Consider the following 24,910-nt stretch of genomic DNA (forward strand, 5'->3'; position numbering starts at 1 on the left):
GCGGATCAAGCCGCCGGGAGAGAGCGGCGCTGCGCGGCGGGGCCCCGGGGGGCGGGGGGGGAGCGCGACGAGGGCGGGGGGGGGGGGGGGGCGGGGCCGGGCGGGGCGGGGCTCGAGGGGGCAGCCGCGAGGACGAAGCCGGGCGACGCAAGCACTGGGAGGAGCGAGCGAAGCGAGCGACTGAAGCGCACAGCGAGCCGCGCGAGTCCTCGCGGCTGGGGCTTCGACGGTGTTCGCCGTCACTCCGCAATCGGCCGCGACTGTGACGGGAATCACCCCAGGGCCGTCGGTCGGGTTCGGTCGCCGGACCGTTTAATAAGCGTCACGCGAACCCACGTACGTGGACGAACTCGTCGTGAGCACGGAGGTGTACGCCGACCCCGAAGACGTGTACGCGTTCCTGCTCGACTTCCCGCAGTACGCGAACTACTCCGAGTACCTCCGAGAGGTCGAAACGGTCACCGGCGACGGCGGCCCCGGCACCCGGTACGCGCTCACGTTCGCGTGGTGGAAGATCTCCTACACCGCCCGCTCCGAGGTGACCGGCGTCGAGCCGCCCGAGCGGATCGACTGGGAGATAACGAAGGACATCGACGCCGGTGGCTGCTGGCGGGTGACGCCGACGTCGACCGACGGGGGCGGAGCGGCCGCCGAGGAGACTGACGACGCGCCCTGCGAGGTCGCGCTCGAAGTCGAGTTCGACCCCGGCTCCGCCAGTCCGGACGCGCTCGACCTGCCGCGGCTCGTCTCGTTCGACTGGGTGTTGAAGAAGGCGATCCCGCTGATCCGAAGCGAGGCCGAGCGCGTCGTCGAGCGCGCCGTCCGCGACTTGGAGGGATCGCGACGCGACGTGGACCTCGACGTGTACGTCGACTCCGACCGGATCTGAGCGTGGGCGGCGCGCGGTCCGGTCGGTCCGCGATTCGAAGCCCTTAAGATATTCACCGCGGAACGAACGAATGCGTTCGAGGGCTCGTAGATCAGTGGTAGATCATCCCCCTGGCACGGGGAAGGCCCGGGGTTCAAATCCCCGCGAGTCCATCCTTTTCCTCACTTCGTTCGCTTAGTCATTCCCTCGTGTGGTCCCACTCGCTCGCTGTGCTCGCTCGCGGGACCCCCGCGAGTCCGTATTTTTGCCCCGCGAGAAACGCTGCGAGCGACGTAGACCTGTAACGAGCGGTGACTTCTCCTGATTTGCCATTCTAAATATCAGCAAGTTTGAATAATATTCATACGGCGGATCAGAAAGATAAAACCGCTATATGGCGGCTTCGAGCTACCCTGATGATTGGGACGGGAGGCGCAGAAAAGTTTATTCACGTGACAATTATACCTGCCAACAATGTGGTGCCCGAGGTGGGTCCTCCGGAGATACTGAACTCCACGCGCATCACCTTACGCCACGATCTGAGGGTGGTTCTGATTCGTTAGATAATCTTCAGACGCTCTGCGTTAACTGTCATAATAGTCAACACAAGCACGACATCACACGGGATACAACTCAGAACGACCAACAGGATATAGTGAATAACTACTTGTCTCGTGTATACACAATTTTACCGTCTTTCTTCTTCGTTGTAATTAAGCACCTGATAGCTCCGCTCGCTGCTGGCTATGGTTATTTCTACATTTTGAGTGAAGCATCATCCACTGCGGGAAGCATACACTGGCTTCTCACACCTATTGTGCTGCTCGTACTCGGAACTACTGGTGGGATCCTCGGCCTTCGTTTCCAATCTATTGTCTTCAAGTCGTATCTCCTCGTGTTCGGGATCCTCGCTTGGTACGTTTCCGGCCAAGATCCGACATTCATTGAGAGATTAGGTAGGATTATGACAGACGCTCACTGGCTTGAAGCTCTTATCGCAATTCCCACGGTTCTGTTTGGTCTGTTCGGACCTTTGCTAATTACTCTCGGCACACGGATAACGGGGACTACAGAAAGCAATCGGATTAATTGGAAGCCGTGAGGACGGCGACGGTCTCCCGGACGGAGAAGTTTCGCGGCAGGTCGCTCATCGCTTGAACCACGAGGCGTCCGGTTCGGGCGCGTCGATGTCCGGCTCGCGGGCCTCTTCGGCCCGCCGCCAGCGAGCAGGCTTCAGCAGTTGGCCGCGGGCGACGACCCCGCGGCAGCACGCGCCGATTCGGTCGGGCCGCCGCACCGCGCTCGGCGGACGGACGTGGAGACACACCGCCATCGCGAGCGGGAGACAGAGGAGCGCCGCGACCGCCGCGCCGAGCGCGACGCCGACGACGCCGAGCGCCGCCAACGCCGCCGTCCCCGTCACGAGTTCGGTGACCGCGTCGACGCCCTCCCCGTACCCTTTCCGACCGCCCTCGGGCGGAACGTCGACGGCGAAGGCGGGCACGCGGTCGCCGTCGAGGTCCGCGTCCAAGAGCGCGCCGTACTGCGCCTGCCGCCGGCGGTCGTCGAGCAGCAGGCTCTCGTAGCGCGTTCCCGCCTCCTCGACGACCACGCCGTCGACGGGGCCGAGCGCGCGGTCCGGCAGCGTCGTCGCCTCGCCGTGGTACCCCGGCGCGAGGTGGCAGGTGCCGCCCGCGGTCCGCGCGGTCAGGAGCCCGGGATAGGTCGCGGACTCGGACCGCTGGCCGTCGGGATCGGCGGCCGCGTCGGTCGCGTTCGAGGATCGCTCCGCCCCGATGTATCTCGTCGTGAGCCGTGCCGCGCGCTCCGGTACGGAAACGGGGTGGAAAGACGTTATTCCCGGTTCCCGTCCCTACTCCGCGACCGCCGCCTCCACGGCCCTGCTCTCCTCGTTCGTCAGGTCGTAGCAGTCGCAGAGGATCTAGTCGATGAGGCGGTCGGTCTCCTCGATCCCCGCGTCGAGAGCACACTCGCTCGCCCGACCCTACTCCGGCCACGCCTCCCGCTCCCGCCGGTCAGTCTCGCGAGAAAGCTCCGGCGGCACCTCCTCCAGCAGGGCCGGCGCGAACGACCACCCGACGTGCCACGCGACGACCTCCTCGTCTAGCTCCTCCAGCCGCACGTCCTGTTGCCCGTAGTACTCGCCGTCGACCGTACAGGAGCCGCCTCCGTCCGTGATACAGACCTCCCCGCGCTCGTCGTAGGTGATCTGGACGTGGGCGTCGCGCGCGCTGTCGACGAACTCCCACGCGAACCGGTCGCTCCCGACGATATCCTCGCGGCCCGCGAAGTAGTCGAGCGCCGCGGCCACCTCGTCCTCGACGGGCCCCGTGACCGCGCCGTCGTCGTCGCGCAAGTGGATCTTCAAGGGCCGATGCGTCGCGAGCGTGCTCGTCGCGTTCATCAGCCCGGCCGGCTCCTCGCCGTGTTCGAGCCCCTGAACGTGGCCGAGCTCGTGGATGATCGTCGCGTTCATGTCCGCGTCGGAGACCCGGGGATCGACGGTCGCGGTCATCGGCGTCCGCGGCTCGTCGACGAGCAGGTCCGCGCAGCCGAAGTACCGCGTGTCGTTGCCCTCGACGCCGCAGCGCTCCACGCGGTCGAACCGGAGAACGACGTCCGCCCGCGACTCGTCGCTCACCCGCTCGTAGGCGACGGGATAGCCGAGGTAGCGCTCGTCGTTCCGCTCCCAGTACCCCGTCGCGGCCGCCGCGACGCCGGAGACGTTCCGGTCGACCGCCGCGTCGTCGGCGTAGAGGCCCAGCGTCGTCTCCCCGTACGGGCTCGGGTGCGACAGCGCGACCGCGCGCTCCCGCGTCCGGTTCGCGGTGGTCACGACCAGCGGGTGGGCGCCGCCGTCGCGTCGCACGTCCGCGAACGTGACAGACACTCGGCGCTCCGCGCCGCCGTCGAGCGCGACCGTCCGGTTCGCGCTCGCTCCCGCGCCGTACCGGATCCGGACCGTCTGGGTCCCGGCCCGGTCGCCGACGTTCCTCACCGCCGCCGCCACCGAGAGGTCTCCGCCGTACTCGACGCTGTCGGGGGCGTCGATCGCGGAGACCGCGAACGTCGCCGCGCGGGCCTCTTCGACGACGATCGAGCGGGTCGCCGTCGCCCCGCCGACGGTCACCGTCAGGTCGTACTCGCCCGGGTCGAGCGCCGCGGCGTCGACGCCGGCCGTCACCGTCAGCGTCCCGTTCGCCGGGACAGACCGGTTCTCGGCGACCAACGTCGCGTCACCGACCCGGACCGTCACCCGAACCGGGTCGAGTCCCGCGGCCGAACCCCCCTCGCCCGCGGATCCGCCGTCGCCCGCGAGCCCCTCCCACCGCGCGGTCGCCGCGACCGTCGCCCGCTCGTCGTGGCCGAGCGACTCCGGGGCGGAGACGGACTCGATCGACGGTGACGGGTCTCCGGGGGGGCCGGCCAGCTCCCCGCCGAGCCCGCCGCAGCCGGCGAGCGCGACGAGCAGCGCGACCGCGAGGACGGCGGTGGTCTCACGCATCAGTGATCACAGCCTCCGACCCGGACGCACATAACGTTCGTTCCACTCACCCGCCCCGCTCGGCGGTCGCGACCGGCGTCCGGTCGGTTCCGTGCTCCCCATCTCACGGAACGACACGCGCTTGTCCGTCCGCGCCTAACCGCACACGTGACGCTTCGAAGCGACGTGCTCGCGGCGATCGACGCCGACCGCGGGGCCTTCCGGACACGCCTCTCTGCGCTGACCGACGAGTACGACCTCGACGGCGTGACGCTCCCGACGCACTCGGACGCCCCCGCCGAGCGGGAGCGCGAGGCGCTGTTCGTCGACCGCGTCCGCGCGCTCGACGACCTCCCCCTCGGCCTCACGCTCACCGGCCCGGCGTACCGCGACACGCCGATCGTCTACGTCAACCGCTGGTTCCGCGAGTGGACCGGCTACGGGCTCGACGAGCTCCGCGGTCGGAACCCCCGGCTGTTTCAGGATCCGGACGCCGCCGCCGACCCCCGCGCGGACTTCCGCGAGGCGCTGTCGACGTGGTCCGCGGTCACCGTCGAACTCCGCAACCGTCGCCGGGACGGTACTCCCTTCGCGAACCGCGTCACGCTGCGGCCGCTGTTCGGGGACGCGGGGACCGTCACGCACTGGGTCGCGGTCCAAGAGCCGGAGCCGATCGACGGGCCGGACGCGGGCGTCAAGTAAAATCGCCCCCGAACGCGCCCCTCACCGCAGCGTCGACGTGGGGACGACGGACGGGAGCACGCCCCCGCCGGTCGCGTCCTCGACGACCGCCTCGGCGGCGTGTTCGCCGCTGAGCAGGCACATCGGCATCCCGATGCCGGGGTTGGTGTACGCGCCGACGTAGTAGAGGCCGTCGACGCCGGGGGCGCGGTGGGCGGGGCGGAGCGGCCCCGTCTGTTCGAGGGTGTGCGACAGCGCCAGCGCCGTGCCACGGGGCGCGTTGAACCGCTGCCGGAAGTCGGAGACGCAGGCGGTCTCCTCGAAGACGATCCGCTCGCGGAAGTCGACGCCGGCGTGTTCGGCGAGGTCGTCGAACACCAGGTCGCGGAACCGCTCGCGCGTCTCGGGGTCGTCCTCCAACCCGGCCGCCAGCGGGACGAGCAGGAAGACGGCCTCGTGCCCGTCGGGCGCCGCCTCGGGGTCCGTCTTCGACGGGACGTGGACGTAGTATGCGGGGTCGTCGGGCCACGCCGGCTCGTCGAAGATGTCGTCGAAGTGCGGCCGCCAGTCGGTCGGGAACACCAGCGTGTGGTGGTCGAGGTCAACGTCCCCCTCGACGCCGATGTACGAGAGGTACGCGGAAGGCGCGTACGTCCGCGACTCCCAGTACGACTCGCGGTCGACCGTCCCGCTCGGGAGGAGGTCGCGCTCGACGTGCGGCGGCGGCGCGTTCGCCACGACGCGGTCGAAGCGCGCCGACCGCGCCGCCGCGGTGGACTCGCCCATCGCGCGTCGCTCCGTCTCCACGGTGAACGTCGGCGTCGCCGCCGGCACCGACGGCTCGATCGCGGTCACCGGCTCGTTCGTCCGGATCGTGACCCCGAGGTCGCGCGCGAGGTCGGCCATCGCGTCGACGACGCTCGCGATCCCGCCGGTCGGATGGTAGACGCCGAGGTTCATGTCGACGTGGCTCATCAGCGTGTAGATCGCGGGCGTGTTGTACGGCGACCCCCCGAGGAACACCAGCTTGTACTCCGCGATCTGGCGGAGCTTCTCGCTGTCGAAGTAGTCGCCGACGTAGTCGTCCATCTCGCGGAGCTTCGGCAGCGCCCGCCCGGACCGGAGCACGTCGGCGTCGACCATGTCGCGCAGCCGCGACCGGCTCGGGTAGACGAACCGGTCCATCCCGAGCTCGTACGCCTCCGCGGCGTCGGCGAGGTAGTCGTCGAGCACGTCGCCCGCGCCGGACTCGTACGACTCGAACAGCGCCTTCTGTCCCTCGCGGTCGGCCGGCATCGACGCGCGGTCGCCGTCCTTCCAGATCACCTCGTACAGCGGGTCGAGCTCGACCAGGTCGTAGTAGTCGTCCGTCGATCGCCCGAAGTGTTCGAAGAACCGGTCGAACACCTCCGGCATGAGGTACCACGACGGGCCGGTGTCGATACGGAACCCGTCGCGCTCGATCCGCCCGGCGTACCCGCCGGGGTGCTCGTTGCGCTCGAACACCGTCACATCCGCCCCGGCGTCGGCGAGGTACGAGGCCGTCGAGAGCCCGCCGAAGCCGGCGCCGACGACGGCGATCGACTCCCCGGCCAGCGGCTCGGTCGCCTCCAATAGGTCCGCGTCCGGTTGGGGTGTCATTACGTCTCGCTACGCGTCCGAGACCGTTTACCCTGCGGTCATACCATGTTAGGGGCGCCGCAGTCCCCCGGATCTCGGGGGGCCGTCAGGCGTCGTCCGCGACGCCGTCGCCTTGGAACCGCCGGGCGACGAGCGCGAACAGCCCGAGCCCGATCAGGTAGAGCCGCCACCCGCTGTTCGCGATCGGGAAGCGCCGGTCGACAGGCTCCTCGACGTCGACGTCCGGGTCGCGCGGCTGGACTGGGTTGTTGACGTGGACGGACTCGCTGGTGCCGCCCGCGCCCGCGTCGACGGTCCGCGACCCGCTTTCGGGGTCGACCCGCACGTCGACGAACGTCTGGACAAACCCGTCGGCCGTCGAGTAGACCGCCTTGCCGTCCAGCTGGAAGAACCGGTCGCGGAGCGGCCAAAACGCGTTCACCCCGTCGAGGTGGGTCCAGTCGATCGCGACGTGCGCGAACGCGTGGACGCACAGCGCGACCCACGCGACCGCGATCCACCGCGGCGAGAGCCGGTCCCGGAGCCACGACCGCTCCCGGACCCGCGTGTCGACGTACAGCGCCAGCGCCACGACCGCGGGGAAGACGAAGTTGTGCCCGACCGTGCGGTGCGCGCCGGGCATGATCGGCCCGAGGAAGCTGTCCGCCTCCGGCAGGACAAGTACGACGAGCAGGACCGCGAGCGCACGCCGGTCGTAGTAGGCCCCGAGCAGTCCCGCCGCGAGCAGCAGCGCGAACCCGGCGTGGACGACTGTCGAGGGCATTCAGCGGCTCACCCCCGCGCCTTCGCCGCGGAACCGGAACCGGACGGCGAGCGTCGCGGCCGCGGCGGCGACGACGACTAACTGCCACCCCGCCTCGACGAACCGGAACTCGCGGTCGGCACCCGGATCGAACCCCGGTCGCCCGTCGGGGTTGATCCACGAGGAGACCGGGTCGGCGACCGCCCCGCCGACGCGCTCGATCGGCAGGATCCCCGCCCCCGTCGCGCCCGGGGTCAGGAACGTCTGGACGACCCCCTCCTGAGTCGAGAACACCAATCGACCGCGGACGAGGTAGCGCGCGTCCTCCAGCGGGTAGAGGAGCGCCGCGCCCTCGCCCGCGAACAGCGTCGCGCCGACCCCGGCGACGACGAACGACGCGAGCGCGACCCACGCGACCCGAACCGCTCGGGGGCCGCCCTGCTCGCGGAGGGTCGACGCCGAGCGCAGTTCCCCGTCCCAGTAGAGCAGTCCGCCGGCGAGAAGCGGCGCCCAGACGGCGTGGAGGAGGGCGTTCGTCGCGCCGGGGACGGCGAGGCTCGCGGCGGCGTCGAGGCCGGGGAGGACCGCGGCGGCGACGACGACCGCGACCGCGCGCCGATCGAACGCGTCGCCCAGCAGCGCGGCCGCGAGCAGCGCCCCCACGGCCGCGCTCACGAGCGTCGGAGCCATGTCCGTCCTGACGCTCGGAGGCGAATAAGCGCTCCGGGCGGGTCAGTCGCGCCCGTCCCGACGGCCGTCGGCGTCGCCTCCCGTATGGCCCGCGTGCGGATCGGCGAGGTCATCGCCGAACTCGAAGTCGTCGGCGTCCGGCCCGTCCGCCTCGCTGTTCGCTCCCGCGTCAGCGGTCTCGCCCGCGTCGGCCTGTTCCCCGGCGTCGCGCACCGGGACATCGCGCTCGCGGTCGGCGGCGCCGCGCGTCTCCGTTCCCCGGTCGACCGTGACGCGTCGCCGTCGCTCGCGGCGCCGACGTCCGTCCCGGCCTCGGCGCCGAGCAGCGCGACGGCCACCAGCCGGGCGCCGCCCGCGATCAGGTTCGTCAGGTGGAGACCGCGAGCAGGCCGACGATCCCGAGCGCGGTCGCGAGGGCGGCCTCGGGCGCGGCGTCGATCGTCCAGAGCACCGGGTCACCATTCACCTCGCCGAACCGCCGGGCGTACGGGTACCGGGCGGGGGCGGCGACGACCGGGAGGGACGCGAGCGGTCGGACGGAGACCATACCGCGGCTGGTTGCGCTCCCGAGAAAAGTCGATCGCTCGGCGGGGGTTCGGGCCGTCCGTCGTCACCCCGCGGCCTACCCGAGGAAGAAGTCGATCGCGTTGCCCGACGACTGGCCCTTGTACAGCTCGGAGTAGCCGCAGTTCGCACAGGAGACGACCACGAAGCTCCGGTTCTGGACGTCGAACATCTTGGTGAGTCCCGTCCCGCTGGTGGCGATCTCGTCGGTCTCCGTCTCCGTGCCGCCGCACTTCGGGCAGCCGTCCTCGCCGCTCCCGCCGAGCGAGTCGCGGCGGTCGTCGGGCCCGGACCCGTCGCCGCGGCCGCCGGAGTCGTTTCGCCGGTTTTCGCGCTCGTCATCGGCCTCGTTCTCGATCAGTTCGTCGTCGCCGAATATCGAGTACGTCTCGTCGTCGGTTTCGGAGGGCATCGGGCCCGGATCCGCGAGCGAGCGGTAAACACCTTGTGCCCTCACCCGCCGCAACCCAACGTATATGATTGCCGGCCGCCCCGATCAGGTATGACGCGAGTCGCCGTGATCGCGGGCGTCGGCCCGACAATCGGGGCCGCCGTCGCGCGGCGCTTCCACGACGACGGGTTCGCGGTCGCGCTGCTGGCGCGCTCCGAGGAGTACGTGCGCACGCTCGCTGCGGACCTCGGCGGGGACGCCGTCGCGATCCCGACCGACGTGACCGACGACGCTGCCGTTGAGGCGGCCCTCGAACGCGTTCGCGACGAGCTCGGTCCCGCGGAGGTGCTCGTCTTGAACGCGTCGGGCGGCGGCGGGAACCCGGTCGACGACGCGAGCGCCGACCGGCTCCGCGAACTCTTCGACGTGCGCGTCGCCGGGTCGATGGCGTGCGTCCGCGCGGCGCTGCCGGACCTCCGCGAGACCGAGGGGACCGTCCTCTTCAGCGGGACGACGTTCGCGGAGCCGCCCGTGACGGCGCAAGTCGAGTGGGGAGCGGTCGCGCCGGCCGCCCAGGGGCTCGCGCTCTCGCTGGACGCGGCCCTCGACGACGTGTCCGTCACGTACGTCCGGATCGGCTCCCCCGTCCGTCCCGACGCCGGACCGACAGCGATCGACGCGACAGCCCTCGCCGCGGAGTACCGCCGCCTCGTCGACCACGAGGGGATCGCGACGCGAGAGATCGACGTTCGCAAGCGCTGAAGCGTCGCTACTCGTTCGTCGACCCGCCCGCGTCGCCGACCCCGTCGACGAGCTCGTCGGCGAGCCCGGTGTAGCCGGCGGGCGTCAGCGCCGCCAGTTCCGCGCGGACCTCGTCGTCGACGTCGAGGTCCGCGAACAGCTCCCGGAAGTCGTCGAGCGTCACCGACCGGCCGCGCGAGAGCGCCTTCACGCGCTCGTAGGCCTCGGTGTCGCCCTCGCGGCGCAGGATCGTCTGGACGGCCTCGCCGATCACCTCGGGGGTCGCGTCGAGCTCCTCGCGCATGACGGTCTCGTTCGGGACGACCGTCGCGAGCCCGTCCGCGGCCTTCGAGTAGCCGATCAGGCAGTGTGCCAGCGCGGCGCCGACGTTGCGTTTGACCGTCGAGTCGGAGAGGTCGCGCTGAAGCCGCGAGCTCGTCACGTAGTCGGCGAGGAACGTCAGGTCCGAGTTCGCCACCGAGAGGTTCCCCTCGCTGTTCTCGAAGTCGATCGGGTTCACCTTGTGAGGCATCGTCGACGACCCCGTCTCGCCCTCGACGGCCTCCTGCCCGAGGTATCGGTCGGAGACGTAGAGCCACGCGTCGAGGTCCAGATCGAGGAGGACGTTGTTGACGCCCCGCAGCGCGTCGAACAGCGCAGCGAGGTCGTCGCAGGGGTTCACCTGCGTCGCGAGCGCGGTGTGTTCGAGGTCGAGGCCGCGCACGAACGACGCGGAGAACGCCCGCCAGTCCACCTCGGGGTAGGCGGCGCGGTGGGCCGCGTAGGTGCCCGAGGCGCCCGCGAGCTTCCCGGAGAGGTCCTCGTTCGCGACGACGATCCGGCCGAGCGCGCGGCCGGGCCGCGCGGCGTACACCGCCAGCTCCTTGCCGAACGTGGTCGGCGTCGCCGGCTGGCCGTGGGTGCGCGCCAGCATCGGCGCGTCGCGGTACTCGTGTGCCAGCTCGACTAAGGCGTCGCGAACCGCGCGGACCGCGGGGACGATCACCTCGCTCACCGCGGGCTTGAGCAGGAGGCGCTGCGCGAGGTTGTTCACGTCCTCGCTGGTGAGCCCGAAGTGGATCCACGGGTACAGCGACTCCGCGTCGTCGAGCGGCGCGTCGGGGCCTTCCGCGATGTCCGCCAGCCGGACGCGGAGGAAGTACTCGACCGCCTTCACGTCGTGGTTGGTCGCGTCGTACCCCGCGGCCCCCTCGGTCTCGAGGGCCTTGACCAGCCGCGCGTCCTCGGCGTCGAACGCCCCGTACCCCTCGCGGAGCGCCGCCGCGGTCGCCTCGTCGAAGGCGATCGGCGTCGCGTCGAGCGCGCCCAGCCCGAGCAGGTACTCGACCTCGACGCGGGTCCGGGCGCGCATCAGCGCGGCCTCGCTCGCGTACGGGGACAGTGGCGCCGTCCGGTCTGCGTAGCGGCCGTCGAGCGGCGAGACGGCCGCGAGCGGGTCCGCCCGGGACAGCCCCGCGATGGCGTCGTCCGCCGTCGGTTCGGAGTCGTCGGTCATGTCCGCGACTGCCCGCGGCGCCAGCAAAAGCGTGTCGATAGGGTGACGCACGGACGTGGATCCGAACCGCCGTCGGGTCGCACGAGACGCCCGTTCCGATCCGCAGATGTGGATACAACAGCGGTGCGGACCGCAATCGATATACCCCATCGGTCGGACGTTCGCGTATGAAGATCGCGGGACTCGCGAGCAACCGGGGACGGAACCTCAGACACATCGCCGACGCCGCGCCCGGCGGCGCGGAGCTGTCGGTCGTCCTGACGAACCGCGAGCAGGCGCCGGTGCTGGAGGCCGCGACCGAGCGCCGGATCCCGACCGAGGTCGTCGAACGCGAGGAAGGCGAATCGCGCGAGTCGCACGAGCGTCGGGTCGTCGAGCGCCTCTCCGACTACGACGTCGACCTCGTCTGCCTGGACGGCTACATGCGCGTGCTCACCGACGAGTTCCTCGACGCCGTCCCGACGACGCTGAACGTCCACCCCTCGCTGCTACCGTCGTTCCCCGGCACCGACGCCCACGAGCAGGTGTTGGACGCGGGCGTTCGGACGACCGGCTGTACGGTCCACGTCGTCACCGAGGAAGTCGACGCCGGGCCGGTCGTCACCCAGGAACCGATCCCGGTGTACGAGGACGACGACGCCGACTCGCTGAAGGCGCGCGTCCTTCGCGAGGCCGAGTTCGCGGCGTACCCGCGGGCGGTCCGCTGGTTCGCCGAGGACCGCGTGACCGTCGAGCGGGACGACGAGGGGAGCCCGGAGCGCGTCACGGTCGCGGGCGACGTGGGCGGCGACTTCCCGGAGCGACGCTTCGTCTCCGAGGAGCGCACCGCCACGCTGCGGTACGGCGAGAACCCCCACCAGGACGCCGCGCTGTACGTCGACGACGGCTGCGAGGAGGCGAGCGTCGTCGACGCCGCCCAGCTGAACCCCGGCGCGAAGGGAATGGGGTACAACAACTACAACGACGCCGACGCCGCGCTGAACCTCGTCAAGGAGTTCGACGAGCCCGCGGCCGCGGTGATCAAACACACCAACCCCGCGGGCTGCGCGGTCGGGTCGGACCTCGCGGACGCGTACGATCGCGCGCTTCGCACGGACGCGAAGTCCGCGTTCGGCGGCATCGTCGCGCTGAACCGCGAGTGCGACGCCGACACCGCCACGGCGGTCGCCGACTCGTTCAAGGAGGTCGTCGTCGCGCCCGGCTACACCGACAGCGCGCTCGACGTGCTCCGGGAGAAGAAGAACCTCCGCGTCCTCGACGTGGGTCCGCTCGGCGCGGGCGACGACCGCTTCTCGGAGCGGTTCACGGAGAAGCCGGTCGTCGGCGGCCGCCTCGTCCAGGAGCGCGACCGGCAGTCGCCGACCGCCGCCGACCTGGAGGTCGTCACCGAGCGCGAGCCGACCGACGAGCAGGTCGAGACGATGCTGTTCGCCTGGAAGACGCTGAAACACGTGAAATCGAACGGGATCCTTTTCGCGACGGGCACCGAGACGGTGGGCGTCGGCATGGGGCAGGTGTCCCGGGTCGACGCCGTGACGCTCGCGGCGATGAAGGCCGAGAAGGACGCGGAGGGGAAGTCCGCCGATGGCGCCGTGATGGCCTCGGACGCGTTCTTCCCGTTCCCGGACGCGGTCGAGGAGGCGGCCGACGCGGGCATCGAGGCCGTCATCCAGCCCGGCGGCTCCGTCAACGACGAGGACGTGATCGCCGCCGCCGACGAGCGCGACATGGCGATGGCGTTCACCGGGTCGCGCTGCTTCCGGCACGATTAGGGGTCACCCCTCCCAGTCGCTCGGGACGTACTGCTCGAACTCGGGCTCGGGCGAGCGGGCGAGCCGACGGAACGCCCGCTCCCCGTCGACCCGGAACTCCTCGATCCGCGACTGTCCGGGGCCGGTGAGGTAGCCGACGTAGGACATGGCCCGCGCGTACGCCACGTCGTGCCGAGCGGGGTTGACCGGGATGACGGCGTACTCGTTCCGCAGCAGCGGCGGCGGGTCGTCGATTCCGGACTCGACGTGCCGCGCCAGGACGCCGTCGTCGCCGACGGCGAGGAAAGTGCCGCGGTCGACGAGGGTGTACGCGCCCGACTGCCGGGCGGTGGTCAGCGTCTCGCCCATCCCTTGACCGGTCTCGCGGTACCACTCGCCACCGGGACTGAGCCCCGCCTCGTCCCAGATCCGGAGCTCGCGGATGTGCGTCCCCGACCGGTCGCCCCGCGACAGGAACGTCGCCTCCGTCTCGGCGATCGCCCGAAACGCCGCCAGCGGGTCGCTTCCGGCGGCACCCGCCGGGTCGTCGGGCGGGCCGACGAGCAGGAAGTCGTTGACCATCACCCTGCGCCGGTTGATCCCGTGCCCCTCGGCGATGAACTCGTCCTCGAGCGGCCGGGCGTGGACGAGCACCACGTCGCAGTCCCCGTCGCGGGCGGTGCGGAGCGACGCGCCGGTCCCGCGCACGACCGCTTCCACGGACGCTCCGAACCGGTCTGCGTACCCGCGGTTCAGCACGGGGAGCAGCCCGCTGTCGTACGCCGTGGTGGCGGTGGCGAGCGTCACCGAGCCGCGGCGGGCGGCGGGCTCCTCGGTCTGCTCCGCACAGCCCGCCAGCGAGGCGACACCGCCGAGACCGAGCGCCCGCACGTACTGTCGACGACGCATACGAATGTAGTCGAATTCATCTACGCTTTCGTATTAAGCAACCGGACGTTGTTACAGTCTGAGAACCTGCGCGCCCCGGGTCGGCACCGCGCGACCCTGTCGTTGTACCGTGTGCGGCCCGCGATGCCGATCGGGTCGGACGGGCGTCCCGGCGGAGAGGACACCGGCCGCGCCCGCCTTTCGTATCGAAATTTTGAAACGATAACCCCACGCGGACCGCCGGATCTGCGCCGCTTTTCTCTCCCAGTCTCGTTATCTCCGGACGGAGACCACCGTGGCGCAGTTCGGCAACTCGGTACGGCTGCTCGGAGACCGCGAGTTCGCGGCGCTCGCCGGGACCGCGTTCGCCCGCAGTCAGGCGTACTCGACGATCCTCATCGCCCTCGCGCTGTACGCCGACCTGTTCGGGACCACGGGGTTCATCGAGGGGCTGTTCGGCACCGCGTTCGCCGTCGTCCAGCTCGTCATCGTCCTCCCCTTGGGCCGGTGGGTGGACACCGGCAACGCGAAGCGGTGGCTGCTCGGCGGCTTCCTAATCAACGTCGGCGTCTTCGTCGGCTTCGCGCTGGTCGACAGCTCCGTTCACATCATCCTCGTGCGGATGGTCCAGGGGCTCGGCGCGAGCGTCCTCTGGATCACGGGCGCGACGGTGATCGGCGAGATCAGCCCTGACGACGAGCAGGGTCGCTGGCTCGGCTCGTACAACCAGTTCGCCTCTTTCTCGTCGCTCGCGGGCGACCTGGTCGGCGGCTACCTCCTGTACGCCTACGGCTTCTCCGAGACGTACGTCGTGTTGACCGCCGTCACGCTCGCCGCGTTCGTGCTGGTGTTCGCGTTCCTGCGCGACAACCCCGGCGGCCGGAAGGACCCCGAGGACGCCGGCGGGGTCGAGACGTTCCGGTCGCTGCTCGGCCTCCCGATGCTGCGCGCGCTCGTCTTCTTCCGGTTCACGTTCAGCGTCGGCAAGATGGCGGTGATCATCTTCCTCCCGATCTACGCCCGGACGACGTTCGGCATCTCCGCGTTCGCCATCGGCTGGATCATGGCGGGCGGGAAGGCGACGAAGGCGCTCACGCAGGGGTTCGTCGGGGACCTCACCGACCGCTACGACCGCACCTACCTGTTCGTCGCGGTCGGCGCGCTCCTGTACGGGGTCGGCACGGCGATCATCCCCCTCGCGGCGTACTTCGACGGGACCGTCGCGCCGGTCACCGTCTCGTACCTCGGCGACTCCCAGACGCTCGGCGGGGCCTTCTTCGCGCTGTTCGCCGCCTACTCGCTGCTCGGGGTCGCCGACTCGATCCGGCTGCCGGCGAGCATGTCGCTGTTCGTCGACGAGGGCGAGGCGTACGACTCCGTCGCGAGCGCGATGAGCCTCCGTTCCGTCTCGTGGAAGGTCGGACAGGTCGTCGGGCCGGTGCTCGTCGGGACCACGATGGACTGGACGACCACCGAGACCGGGTTCCTGCTCGCGGCCGGCTTCATCGCGTTCGCGACCACCGGGTTCGCGTGGCAGGCGCGCGGGGCGCACCGCGCGGCCCGAGATCCGGGTCCGGCCGCGCCCGGCGACGACTAACTTCGCCTCAGAGCGTGTAGTCGTGATCGCCCGTCTCGGACTCCAAGAAGGCCGTCAGCAGGTCGACCGTCGCCTCCACGTCGCCGCCGTCGGCCGTCTCGGTGACGGTGTGGAGGTACCGCGTCGGGATCGATATCGCGCCCACGGGCTTCGCGCCCGCCGTGTTCTGGAACCCCGCGGTGTCGGTGCCGCCCGCGGGCAACACCTCGTGCTGGTGGTCGATCCCCTCGTCCTCGGCGACCTCCGTGAGTCGGCTGTGGACCTTCGGGCTGGCGATCACCGAGGAGTCTTTCAGCTTCACCGCTGTCCCCTCGCCGAGGTCGGTGACGGCGTCGGCCGGGTCGCCCACCTGCGGCACGTCGTTGGCGACGGTGACGTCGAGAGCGACGGCGAGGTCCGGGTCAATGTCGACGCCGAGCGCCTTCGCACCCCGGAGCCCGACCTCCTCCTGGACGGTCGCCGCGAAGTGGATCGTCACGGCCGGGTCGTCGATCCGGCGGGCGGCCTCCAGCATCGCGAACACGCAGATCCGGTCGTCGAGCGCCTTCCCGGTGACTCGGTCGCCCATACGCGTCGTGGTCTGGTCGAGGGTGACGAGGTCGCCGACGCTCACCGACTCCTCGACCGCCTCCGCGTCGCGACCGAGGTCGATGAACACGTCCTTCACCTCGTCGTCCTTCTCCCGCTGCTCCTCCGTGAGCGTGTGCGGCGGGACGGAGCCGATGGCGCCCGTCAGGTCCTCGTCGCCGTGGACGGTGACGCGCTGTGCGCGCAGGACGCGGGCGTCGAACCCGCCGAGGGGGTCGACTTGGACGAACCCCTCGTCGGTGACGTGCCGGACCATGAAGCCGATCTCGTCCATGTGGGCCGCGACCGCGACCGAGTAATCCGAGTCGCCTTCGATCGTCCCGACGACGTTTCCCATCGCGTCGGTCCGGACGCGGTCGGCGCTGTCGGCGAACTCGCGGCGGACGATGTCGCGCACGTCGTCCTCGTAGCCCGGGACGCCGCGGGCCTCGGTCAGCTCTCGGAGCAGGTCGAAGTCGAACTCGCGCGCCATGCGCCCACCTGACGCGCCAGCGACAAAGGTCCGCAGGATCCGGCACGACCGTCGGCCTTCGGGACCGCTCCACCGGTCGACCCCGCCGCGTCGGCGAGCGCGCATCCGACAACCCTAAATACGTTTATCGTTGTTCCGCAACCCTTTTGCGGTCGCTCTCGGGATGTCGTGTGTATGAGCGACGTGAAAGCGGAACTTCGCGAACAGTTCATGGACGCCTTCGGCGGCGCAGACTTCCCCGTCGAGAACCAGATGGACCTCGTCCCGGCCCTCCCGGACGGTCCGGCGACGAAGTTCGAGGCCGGCGACGTGAGCTTCACCGCGATGGAGATGGCGGCGAAGCTCGGCAGCGAACAGGAGTTCCCCTACGACGACGCCGAGTCGCTCGTCGACGACATCATCGACGGGCTCGACGCGAAAGGGATGCTCTGAGTCGGTCGACCGCCTCACCGCGTTTCTCCTCGCGATCCGCCGCCGACTGTCACCGCCGAGCGTCGCCGCCGACCGGCGGCGGGAGGTTGATTACCGCGGAGCCGCTACGGCGGGTGTGTTCGCCGAGTTCACGAGCCTGGTGCCGCGGTGGGTCCTCTGGGGAGTTGGTCTCGGCGGGGTCGCCACCGCCGTGGTCGCCTTCGCGTTCTACCTCGGGGACCGGTTCGTCCCGGCACCCGCCGCGTCGACCGGCGGCCGCGGCGCCGCCGGCGACGACCGCCGCCGCCGCGAGATCCGGACGTACCTGAACGCCGCCGGCGAGCGCTTTGACGAGGACCGCGCGTTCGACGGCGTGTCGGTCCCCTTCTACCTCCCGGACCGCGGGGTCGCGATCACCTTCGACGCGCACGACTACTTCCGGCTGGAGGGCGAAGGCGTCTACACCGTCCTCTGTGAACACGAGATGCCCGGCCGCGGGCTCGGTCGCCGGCTCCCGTTCGACGTGGACGAGCCCGACTGGGCGACCGACGACTCGTCCGGTTCGGACGGCGGCCGGTCCGGCGCCGGCGGCTTCGGCGGGCGATTCGGCGCCGACCGGGCCGCCGGGCGCTCGACCGCTCGCGGCCGCGCCGGCCGCGCGGACCCCGTCGGCGACGCGTTCGACGAGCTCGGCCTCGACCGCGACGCCGACGTCGACGCGGTGAAGGGCGCGTACCGCGAGCGCGTCAAGGAGACGCACCCGGACCAGGGCGGTGACGAGGAGTCGTTCCGCCGTGTCCGCGAGGCGTACGCGACCGCCCGCAACCACGCGGACGGCGGACCGAGCCCGGGCGGCGGCGACGCGGACCGCGACGCGGGCCGTCGCCGCGAGCGCTCGTCCGGGTACGGGCGGTGAGCGACCGCGCTCACGAGTCGGGGCCGACGTTCGCGGACCGCGCTGTCTACCTCCCGGGAGCCGACGCCCTCGTCGTCGCCGACCTCCACGTTGGCCGCGGCGAGGCGTCCGCCGTCTCGCTCCCGCTCGGCGAGCGCGCGGACCTCACCGACCGGCTCGGAACCCTCCTCGACCGGTTCGATCCCGGAACCGTGGCCGTCGCCGGCGACGTGGTCCACACCTTCGACCGAGTCACGGACAGGACCCTCGGCACACTGAACGCCCTCCGCGACGCATGCGAGACGCGCGGCGCCGCCCTCGAACTCGTCGCCGGCAACCACGACACCGCCCTGCCGAGCCGCTGGGACGGGCGGGCCCGCGAGGAGCTCGTTCTGAGCGAGAGCGGCGACCGGGACGCCGACGCCACGCACGTCGCGAGAACGGTCGTCTGTCACGGGCACGAGTCGCCCTCGACCGACGCCGACCGCTACGTGATCGGCCACGTCCACCCGACGATCGAGATCGAGGGCGACCGCCGGCCCTGCTTCCTCCGCGGCCCCGGAACGTACCGCGGGGGCGACCTCCTCGTGTTGCCCGCGTTCACCCGCCTCGCGCCGGGCGTGGCGGTCAACGACATGCGGACCGACGCGTTCGACTCCCCGCTCGTGACTGACGCGGACCGCCTCGCGCCGGTCGTGGTCGACTCCCCGTCGGAGGGCTCGGGCCGCGGTGCGGATGCGGGCGACGCGGAAGAGGCCCTCCGGTTCCCGCCGCTCGGCGAGTTCCGCCGGCTGTTGTGAGCGCTTCTGCCCCGCCGTGCGTACAGCACCGGACAAACACGGGAGCGCCTCGCCGAGGGTGTCACGGGTGAACCCCACCGCCGGCGACGTGGATCTCCTCGCCCTCTCGTCGGGCGAGAGACTATAACGAACGTTTATGATTCACGCGGTGCGAACCGTTCCCACATGGAAGCAGCCAGACTCCACGAGTACACCGACGACATGCGCGAGGGGCTCACCATCGACGAGGTCGACCGGCCGACGGCGACGGGGCCGGACGACGTCGTCGTCGAGGTCGAGGGCGCGGGCTGGTGCCAGACGGACAACCACATCATCGAGGGGATGTGGGCCGAGTACGTCCCGCAGGAACTGCCGCTGACGCTGGGCCACGAGAACGCGGGGACGGTCGTCGAAACGGGCGAGGACGTCGAGATCGTCTCCGCCGGCGACCCGGTGATCTGCCACCCGGTACAGACCTGCGGGACCTGTCGCCCCTGCCGGCTCGGCGAGACGATGCACTGCGAGAACAGCGCGTTCAACGGGCTGACTCACGACGGCGGCTTCGCCGAGTATCTCCACACCAGCGAACGAGCGGTCATCCCGCTGCCGAGCGGGGTCGAACCGATCGATATCGCGCCGCACGCGGACGCCGGCATCACCGCGTACCACGCGGCCAAGAAGGCGGTCGCGGAGCTGAACCCCGGCGACCACGCCGTCGTCATCGGCGTCGGCGGGCTCGGTCACATCGGGCTCCAGTGCCTGAACGCGATGAGCGCGGCAAAGATCACCGCCGTCGACCTGAAGGAGTCGGCGCTGAACCTGGCGAACAGTTACGGCGCGGACCACCTGGTGAACCCGAGCGAGGCCGACGTGGCGGCCGAGATAGCGGGGATCACCGACGGCACGGGCGCCGCGCAGGTGCTCGACTTCGTCGGCGAGGACGTGACGACCGCCTACGCGCCGGACATCACCGCCGGCGGCGGCGACCACCACGTCATCGGCTACGGCGGGCACGTCCACGAGCCGTCGCAGGCGCTGGTGAACGGCGAGTTCTCCTTCGTCGGCAACATCGTCGGGCGGTACGCGGAGCTTCAGGAGCTCGTCGCGCTCGTCGAGCAGGGAGATGTCGACCTCCACACCAGCCGGTACGACCTCGGCGAGATCAACGCGGTCGCCGAGAAGCTCGAACACCGCGAGATCGACGGCCGTGCCGTGATCACGCCCTGAAACCGGCTCCGACAGCCGGACCGCGTCGCGGCCCGCGGCCTGTTCTTCGTCCCGTGGGACGTCTCGGGACAGGCCCCGAGCGAAAGCGGGGCGTACCCGTTCGAGGTGACGACCACGGTCCGGTGACCGGCGACCGGACAACGGGAAGACATTTAGCCCGGCGCTCGGGGAAATACGACATGAAAACTGCCCTCCCCGCCGATTCCCGCTTCACCGCCGCTCGGCGGTGGTCGCTCTACGCCGGCGTGTACGCGCTCGGCTGCGCCGCCCTCACTGCGTTGCTGCTCGCCGACGTACTCGGCCTGTTCGCCGACGTGGTCGGTCTCCCGCCCGCGGCCGGGATGCCGCTCCTCGCGACCCCGGCGCTCGTCGTCGGGACGCTCGTCTGGTGGGCCCTCGTCGAGCGGCCGGACGCGCCCACGTATCTCCGTGGGGCCGCCTTCGGGCTGCTCACCGCGCTCCTCACCGGCGCGCTCTGGACGGCGTGGTTCGTGGTCATCTGGGGACTCGAGATGCTCGCCGCCGGGCCCGTGCGGCTGCTGGTCGGGTTCGTACTCGGCGCGGTCGCCGTCGCCGGCGTCCTCGTCGGGCTCCCGATCACGCACCTCCGGCGACGGAGCCGGCGGGCGTCGGAGGCCGCCGCGACCGCTAACTCCTTGTGACTGCGGCGCACACTCGTTGCGCATGGACGAGAACGGCGTCGACGACGCCGGCGACGGCGCGACCGATCCGCTCGCCGACGAAGACGTCTATCGCGTGCTCGGGCCGGACGGGAGTCCCCTGCCCGACGCGACGGTGCCGGACCTCTCGGACGAGCGGTTCCGCGCTATCTACCGCGATCTGGTCGTCACGCGTCGATTCGACGAGCGCGCCGTCAGCCTCCAGCGACAGGGCCGGATCGGGACGTACGCGCCCTGCGCGGGCCAAGAGGGGTCGGCCGTCGGGTCGACGCACGCGCTCGCGGACCGCGACCTGATAAGCTACCAGTACCGGGAGCACGGCGCGGCCGTCGTCCGCGACCTCCTCTCCGAGTACCTCCCCTACTGGATGGGCCACGAGGCCGGGACGGAAGCGATCGCCGACGGCAACGTCTTCCCGCTGAACATCGGCATCGCGGCCCACCTCCCGCACGCGGTCGGGGCCGCGTGGGCGTTCGCCCACCGCGACGAGGACCGCGTCGTCGCCTGCCACTTCGGCGACGGCGCGACCAGCGAGGGCGACTTCCACGAGGCGATGAACTTCGCCGGCGTCTTTGACACGCCGACGGTATTCTGCTGTCACAACAACGGGTGGGCGATCTCGGTCCCGAGGGGGAGACAGACCGCGAGCGACACCTTCGCCGGGAAGGCGACCGCGTACGGTTTCGACGGCGTCCGCGCCGACGGCATGGACCCGCTCGCCAGCTACGCGGTCACGCGGGAGGCTGCCGAGCGTGCCCGACGCGGCGGTGACGGCGACGGCGGCGACGAGGTGGGCGGCAACGGCACCGCGGACGACCCGCGTCCGGTCCTCATCGAGTTCGTCGAGTACCGGTTCGGCGCCCACACGACCGCCGACGACCCGACGGCCTATCGCGACGCCGACGACGTTGACCCGTGGCGCGCGCTCGACCCGCTCGGCCGCATGGAGGCGTTCCTCCGCGAGACGGATCGCATCGACGACGAGGGCGTCGCGGCGATCCGCGAGGAGGCGGACGATGTCGTCGCCGCGGCGATCGACGCGGCGGAGTCGGTTGAGGCCGACCCCGCCGCGATGTTCGACCACGCGTTCGCCGGGCTCTCGCCCGAGACCCGCCGTCAGCGCGACGACCTGCTCGCGGCCGTCGCGGAACGCGGCGAGGAGGCGTTCCTGCGAGAGGAGTGAGGGGGCCGCGAGGCGACCGGGCCGGCTACAGGTGCCCGCCCGCCGCGTTCGCCGCCTTCCGGCCGCTCTCTAGGGCGCCTTGGATCGACGACCACTCCGTGTAGTCGCCGGCGAGGACGACCGGGCCCTCGGGGTCGTCCGGCTTCGGGAGGTCGGCGTGGACGCCCGGCGGCTGCGCGAACTGTGCGAACCGGATCCGGTGGACGTCGAGGGTCTCCAAGCCGCCAAAGTCGCGGTCGGGGAACCACGCGTCCAGCGCGTCCCGAACGTCGTCGCGGAGGTCGCGCTCGTCGCGGTCGAGCGACTCCTGCCCGAGGAACGTCGCCGCGAGGAGCGCGCGGTCGCCGGGCGCGTACTCGGGCGCGACCTCCGACATCGGGACCACCGCGTTCGGCGACTCGTCGGCTGCGTTGAGGAGGATCCGGCCGCCCGTCTCGAACGACTCGCCCGCGGGGAGCGCGAACCACCCGGTCACGTTCGGCACGCCCTCGGTCGGGGCCGACTCGACGCCGGTGAGCCGCCGGGCCTCCGGCGGCGAGGTCGCGACGACGACCGCGTCCGTCTCGCGCGTCGTACCGTCCGCGAGTTCCACGGTCGCACCGTCCGCGTCGGCCGCTCCGGTTCGGAAGGGAATCCGGCCCCCTCCGGCGATCCGGACCGCCTCCACGTCCCCGCCGGTCTCGATCTCGACGCCCGCCTCGCGGGCGCGGTCGGCGAGCGCGGCGGGGAGCGCGGCCATCCCCTCGGCGGGGACGCCGATCGACCCACGGCCCATCGCGCGGAACGTGTACTCGAAGACGTGCTTCGAGGTCGAGAGGCTCCGGTCTAAGGTGATCCCGCCGTAGAACGGCTCGACGAAGTTCTCGACGTAGTCGTCGGCGAACCCCCAGTCGCGGAGGTACTCGCGGATCGGGGCGTCGCGCCCGGCGAAGAACTCGCCCTCGTCGCGGTTTCCGAGGTCGTACCGCAGCGCGAGCGTCCGGAGCTTGTCGGAGAAGGAGACCTCGTCGTTCAAAAGCGAGGGAATCGCGGACAGCGGGTCGCGGAGGGGGTCGCCGAGCGTCGAGCGCGAGCCCGGCCGGCAGATCGTCGCACCGGGCGCGAACGTCCGGAGGTCGAGGTCGTCGAGCCCGTCGGCGCCCAGTTCGCGCTCGACGGCGGGGTAGCTCGAGAAGAGGACTTGGAAGCCGCGGTCGACGGTGAACCCGTCGACCGTCTCCGTCCGCACGCGCCCACCGACCTCGGGGCGTCGCTCGTACAGCGTCACGTCCGCGCCCGCCTCCGCGAGTCGGGTCGCCGCGACGAGCCCCGCGAGCCCGCCGCCGACGACCGTGGCGTTTCCGTTCATATGTGCTGTATCGGGTCGCGGGTTTATAAGCGGCGGCGGGTCGAGGCGATTCGATTGGCGAAGCCACAGCCGCTCGGCCGCGTTGCTTCTGATAAATCGCTGATCGACACAGTCCACTCCGAAGCCCCGCCCGACGGCGACCGCACAGCGCCTCGCGCCACCGCGGTTCGGGGTCTCGTCGAGACGGTCATCCGCACCCGAGTGCGAAGCGATTAGTCGCCGCCGCCGCAAGGTTCGGTATGGCAGACTTCGAGACCACGCCGGCGTTTCGCGGGCTGGAGAGTCGGGCGTCGGGACGCGTCCACGAGACCGCCGACGCGGCGGCCATCGACGACGACGAGCGGGCGCGCGGACTCGACCCGGTCTACGACTACGACGCCGTCGACCCCGACGACCTCTTCGACCCGGCGGCCCGCGGCGCGAGCGGCGACGCGCGGACCGCGCCCGCGACCGCGCGCGGCCACTGGCGCTTCGACGCCCTGCTCCCGTTCCCGGCCGACGGCGCGCTCACCGCGGGGGAGGGCGGGACGCCGCTCGTGGCCACCGACCGGCTCGCGGACGAGCTCGACGTCGACGCGGTGTACGTCAAAGACGAGGGGCGCAACCCGACGGGGACCGTCCTCGACCGCGGCCTCTCGCTCGCGACGACCGCGGTGGCGGCCCGGGCCGCCGCCGGCGGCGACGTGGAGCCGCTCGTCTGCGCGAGCCCGGGGAACGCCGGGCAATCGATGGCGGCGTACGCGGGCCGGGCGGACCTGCGGTCGTACGCGTTCGTCCCCTCGCGGTGCGCCTTCTCGAACAAGTCGATGACGAACGTCCACGGCGGCGGGATGCGTGTCGTCGGCGGGCGCTTCCCCGACGCGGCCGACGCGGTCGACGAGCAGCTCGCGACCGACTACACCGACCTCGGCGAGTTCGCCACGCCGTACCGCCACGAGGGCGCGAAGACGATCGCGTTCGAGCTCGTCGCCGATCTCGGTGACACCCCCGACGTGGTCGTCGTCCCGACCGGATCCGGCGAGGTCGTTGCCGGCGTCAACAAGGGGTTCGCCGAGCTGGCCCGGATCGGCGCGGTCGATGACACCCCGAAGGTCGTCGCCGCGCAGGCGTCCGGCTGCGCGCCGATCGCGGCCGCCGTCGAGCGCGGCCTCGACGAGCCCGAACCGTGGTCGACGCCCGACACAATCTGCGGCGAACTGGAGATTCCGGACCCCGCGGGCGGCGCCGCGGCAGTCGAGGCGGTCACCGAGAGCGGCGGGACCGCAGTCGGCGTCGACGACGACGACATCCTCGCGAGCGCGGTCGCCGTGGCGCAGAACGAGGTCGTCGAGATGGGCGCGACGGGCGGCGCGGCCCCCGCCGGCGCGTGGGCGCTCGCCGAGGAGGGCTTCTTCGACGGCGACGAGACCGTCGTGCTCCTCAACAGCGACGCCGGGCTGAAGACGCCCGATGTCCTCCGCAGCCACCTGATGGGACAAGGGATTTAGAAACGGAACCGGCGGTCAGCGACCGATTCGATTCAATCGCGCCGCGCGAGCAGGCCAGTGGCGAGCAGCGCGATCGCGGCCGCGACGACACCAAATCCGGGGACTTCCGCGCCCGCTCTTCAGTAGACTGGCGGAACCAGGAGCATTAGTGCCTCTGGCCCGGCAAAAACGGGTATGTATGAAGACCGTCCTGCCTTCGGCCAGAGGCTATCAGAACTTGCGGAACTTGGGGTAATAGAATTTCGGGCCGAGCCGCTCGACGCCA

25 protein-coding genes, 1 tRNA gene and 2 pseudogenes are annotated in these 24,910 nt (G+C 71.1%); 15 read left to right on the forward strand and 13 right to left on the reverse strand.

Annotated features, from left to right (window positions below; translation table 11 throughout):
- Nucleotides 1-340 precede the first annotated feature (340 nt).
- The 4 genes and pseudogenes from B9H04_RS12660 to B9H04_RS19235 all read left to right on the forward strand — a co-directional run bounded on the left by B9H04_RS12660 (nucleotide 341) and on the right by B9H04_RS19235 (nucleotide 1,970).
- Nucleotides 341-889 (forward strand): SRPBCC family protein, encoded by a 549-nt coding sequence (locus tag B9H04_RS12660; protein ID WP_049931104.1) that lies wholly within the window; start codon nucleotides 341-343, stop codon nucleotides 887-889.
- Between the two features lie 80 nt (nucleotides 890-969).
- Nucleotides 970-1,041 (forward strand) — tRNA-Ala (locus tag B9H04_RS12665).
- Nucleotides 1,042-1,262: 221 nt separating this feature from the next.
- Nucleotides 1,263-1,490: pseudogene (locus B9H04_RS19230) on the forward strand (HNH endonuclease); the annotation flags it as partial.
- Nucleotides 1,491-1,523: 33 nt separating this feature from the next.
- The gene (locus B9H04_RS19235) at nucleotides 1,524-1,970 is read left to right on the forward strand and encodes a hypothetical protein (protein ID WP_248648645.1); all 447 of its coding nucleotides are present in this window, start codon (nucleotides 1,524-1,526) and stop codon (nucleotides 1,968-1,970) included.
- A 45-nt stretch (nucleotides 1,971-2,015) separates the two neighbouring features.
- Here B9H04_RS19235 and B9H04_RS12675 read toward each other — a convergent pair whose 3' ends face one another.
- The gene (locus tag B9H04_RS12675) at nucleotides 2,016-2,480 is read right to left on the reverse strand and encodes a hypothetical protein (protein WP_049931103.1); all 465 of its coding nucleotides are present in this window, start codon (nucleotides 2,478-2,480) and stop codon (nucleotides 2,016-2,018) included.
- A 393-nt stretch (nucleotides 2,481-2,873) separates the two neighbouring features.
- Entirely contained in the window at nucleotides 2,874-4,394 is a 1,521-nt protein-coding gene (locus B9H04_RS12680; RefSeq protein WP_049931101.1) for a matrixin family metalloprotease, read from the reverse strand.
- Nucleotides 4,395-4,541: 147 nt separating this feature from the next.
- On the opposite strand from B9H04_RS12680, the gene B9H04_RS12685 reads away from it, so the two are divergent.
- Nucleotides 4,542-5,075 carry a PAS domain-containing protein gene (locus B9H04_RS12685; RefSeq protein ID WP_049931098.1) on the forward strand — a complete coding sequence of 178 codons (534 nt, stop codon included), beginning with the start codon at nucleotides 4,542-4,544 and terminating at the stop codon, nucleotides 5,073-5,075.
- A 21-nt stretch (nucleotides 5,076-5,096) separates the two neighbouring features.
- Here the strand turns inward: B9H04_RS12685 and B9H04_RS12690 are convergent, their stop codons facing one another.
- The 6 genes from B9H04_RS12690 to B9H04_RS12710 form a co-directional block, all read right to left on the reverse strand.
- Nucleotides 5,097-6,695 (reverse strand): phytoene desaturase family protein, encoded by a 1,599-nt coding sequence (locus B9H04_RS12690; RefSeq protein WP_049931097.1) that lies wholly within the window; start codon nucleotides 6,693-6,695, stop codon nucleotides 5,097-5,099.
- Between the two features lie 85 nt (nucleotides 6,696-6,780).
- A complete protein-coding gene (locus B9H04_RS12695) occupies nucleotides 6,781-7,458 on the reverse strand; it encodes a metal-dependent hydrolase (protein WP_049931095.1) in 678 nt (225 codons plus the stop codon).
- Nucleotides 7,459-8,127, reverse strand: coding sequence for a hypothetical protein (locus B9H04_RS12700; protein ID WP_049931093.1), 669 nt, complete (start codon nucleotides 8,125-8,127; stop codon nucleotides 7,459-7,461).
- A gap of 42 nt (nucleotides 8,128-8,169) precedes the next feature.
- Nucleotides 8,170-8,340, reverse strand: coding sequence for a hypothetical protein (locus B9H04_RS18770; protein WP_155120033.1), 171 nt, complete (start codon nucleotides 8,338-8,340; stop codon nucleotides 8,170-8,172).
- A 154-nt stretch (nucleotides 8,341-8,494) separates the two neighbouring features.
- A complete protein-coding gene (locus tag B9H04_RS12705) occupies nucleotides 8,495-8,674 on the reverse strand; it encodes a hypothetical protein (RefSeq protein ID WP_049931091.1) in 180 nt (59 codons plus the stop codon).
- A 75-nt stretch (nucleotides 8,675-8,749) separates the two neighbouring features.
- Nucleotides 8,750-9,103, reverse strand: coding sequence for a zinc ribbon domain-containing protein (locus B9H04_RS12710; RefSeq protein WP_049931089.1), 354 nt, complete (start codon nucleotides 9,101-9,103; stop codon nucleotides 8,750-8,752).
- Nucleotides 9,104-9,193: 90 nt separating this feature from the next.
- Here B9H04_RS12710 and B9H04_RS12715 point away from each other — a divergent pair, with 90 nt between their 5' ends.
- Nucleotides 9,194-9,844: an SDR family oxidoreductase gene (locus B9H04_RS12715; protein WP_049931088.1), complete on the forward strand. Its 651-nt coding sequence runs from the start codon at nucleotides 9,194-9,196 to the stop codon at nucleotides 9,842-9,844.
- Between the two features lie 7 nt (nucleotides 9,845-9,851).
- Here B9H04_RS12715 and purB read toward each other — a convergent pair whose 3' ends face one another.
- Nucleotides 9,852-11,339 (reverse strand): adenylosuccinate lyase, encoded by a 1,488-nt coding sequence (purB, locus tag B9H04_RS12720; protein WP_085682763.1) that lies wholly within the window; start codon nucleotides 11,337-11,339, stop codon nucleotides 9,852-9,854.
- Between the two features lie 167 nt (nucleotides 11,340-11,506).
- Between purB and purH the strand changes: the two genes are divergently transcribed.
- Nucleotides 11,507-13,111 (forward strand): bifunctional phosphoribosylaminoimidazolecarboxamide formyltransferase/IMP cyclohydrolase, encoded by a 1,605-nt coding sequence (purH, locus tag B9H04_RS12725; protein WP_049931084.1) that lies wholly within the window; start codon nucleotides 11,507-11,509, stop codon nucleotides 13,109-13,111.
- Between the two features lie 3 nt (nucleotides 13,112-13,114).
- Here the strand turns inward: purH and B9H04_RS12730 are convergent, their stop codons facing one another.
- Entirely contained in the window at nucleotides 13,115-13,999 is an 885-nt protein-coding gene (locus B9H04_RS12730; RefSeq protein ID WP_049931082.1) for a substrate-binding domain-containing protein, read from the reverse strand.
- Nucleotides 14,000-14,273: 274 nt separating this feature from the next.
- Between B9H04_RS12730 and B9H04_RS12735 the strand changes: the two genes are divergently transcribed.
- On the forward strand, nucleotides 14,274-15,575 hold the full coding sequence (locus B9H04_RS12735) for an MFS transporter (RefSeq protein WP_049931080.1): 1,302 nt from the start codon (nucleotides 14,274-14,276) through the stop codon (nucleotides 15,573-15,575).
- 7 nt (nucleotides 15,576-15,582) lie between these two features.
- Here the strand turns inward: B9H04_RS12735 and B9H04_RS12740 are convergent, their stop codons facing one another.
- Nucleotides 15,583-16,635, reverse strand: coding sequence for a M42 family metallopeptidase (locus B9H04_RS12740; protein ID WP_085682764.1), 1,053 nt, complete (start codon nucleotides 16,633-16,635; stop codon nucleotides 15,583-15,585).
- A 174-nt stretch (nucleotides 16,636-16,809) separates the two neighbouring features.
- On the opposite strand from B9H04_RS12740, the gene B9H04_RS12745 reads away from it, so the two are divergent.
- The 6 genes from B9H04_RS12745 to B9H04_RS12770 all read left to right on the forward strand — a co-directional run bounded on the left by B9H04_RS12745 (nucleotide 16,810) and on the right by B9H04_RS12770 (nucleotide 21,810).
- A complete protein-coding gene (locus B9H04_RS12745) occupies nucleotides 16,810-17,067 on the forward strand; it encodes an MTH865 family protein (protein ID WP_049931076.1) in 258 nt (85 codons plus the stop codon).
- A 115-nt stretch (nucleotides 17,068-17,182) separates the two neighbouring features.
- Nucleotides 17,183-17,962, forward strand: coding sequence for a J domain-containing protein (locus tag B9H04_RS12750; protein WP_049931074.1), 780 nt, complete (start codon nucleotides 17,183-17,185; stop codon nucleotides 17,960-17,962).
- Nucleotides 17,959-18,741 (forward strand): metallophosphoesterase, encoded by a 783-nt coding sequence (locus B9H04_RS12755; protein WP_049931072.1) that lies wholly within the window; start codon nucleotides 17,959-17,961, stop codon nucleotides 18,739-18,741. Before B9H04_RS12750 ends, B9H04_RS12755 begins: the two co-directional genes overlap by 4 nt.
- 165 nt (nucleotides 18,742-18,906) lie before the next feature.
- Nucleotides 18,907-19,947: an NAD(P)-dependent alcohol dehydrogenase gene (locus tag B9H04_RS12760; RefSeq protein WP_049931071.1), complete on the forward strand. Its 1,041-nt coding sequence runs from the start codon at nucleotides 18,907-18,909 to the stop codon at nucleotides 19,945-19,947.
- Nucleotides 19,948-20,126: 179 nt separating this feature from the next.
- A complete protein-coding gene (locus B9H04_RS12765; protein ID WP_049931069.1) occupies nucleotides 20,127-20,609 on the forward strand; it encodes a hypothetical protein in 483 nt (160 codons plus the stop codon).
- Nucleotides 20,610-20,631: 22 nt separating this feature from the next.
- Nucleotides 20,632-21,810, forward strand: coding sequence for a thiamine pyrophosphate-dependent enzyme (locus tag B9H04_RS12770; protein ID WP_049931067.1), 1,179 nt, complete (start codon nucleotides 20,632-20,634; stop codon nucleotides 21,808-21,810).
- Between the two features lie 25 nt (nucleotides 21,811-21,835).
- Here the strand turns inward: B9H04_RS12770 and B9H04_RS12775 are convergent, their stop codons facing one another.
- Nucleotides 21,836-23,158: an NAD(P)/FAD-dependent oxidoreductase gene (locus B9H04_RS12775; protein ID WP_049931064.1), complete on the reverse strand. Its 1,323-nt coding sequence runs from the start codon at nucleotides 23,156-23,158 to the stop codon at nucleotides 21,836-21,838.
- Nucleotides 23,159-23,397: 239 nt separating this feature from the next.
- On the opposite strand from B9H04_RS12775, the gene B9H04_RS12780 reads away from it, so the two are divergent.
- Nucleotides 23,398-24,645 (forward strand): pyridoxal-phosphate dependent enzyme, encoded by a 1,248-nt coding sequence (locus tag B9H04_RS12780; RefSeq protein WP_085682765.1) that lies wholly within the window; start codon nucleotides 23,398-23,400, stop codon nucleotides 24,643-24,645.
- 32 nt (nucleotides 24,646-24,677) lie between these two features.
- Here B9H04_RS12780 and B9H04_RS19625 read toward each other — a convergent pair.
- Nucleotides 24,678-24,749: pseudogene (locus B9H04_RS19625) on the reverse strand (PGF-CTERM sorting domain-containing protein); the annotation flags it as partial.
- Between the last annotated feature and the right edge of the window lie 161 nt (nucleotides 24,750-24,910).

The organism is Halorubrum ezzemoulense DSM 17463, assembly GCF_002114285.1.
Classification (GTDB): domain Archaea; phylum Halobacteriota; class Halobacteria; order Halobacteriales; family Haloferacaceae; genus Halorubrum; species Halorubrum ezzemoulense.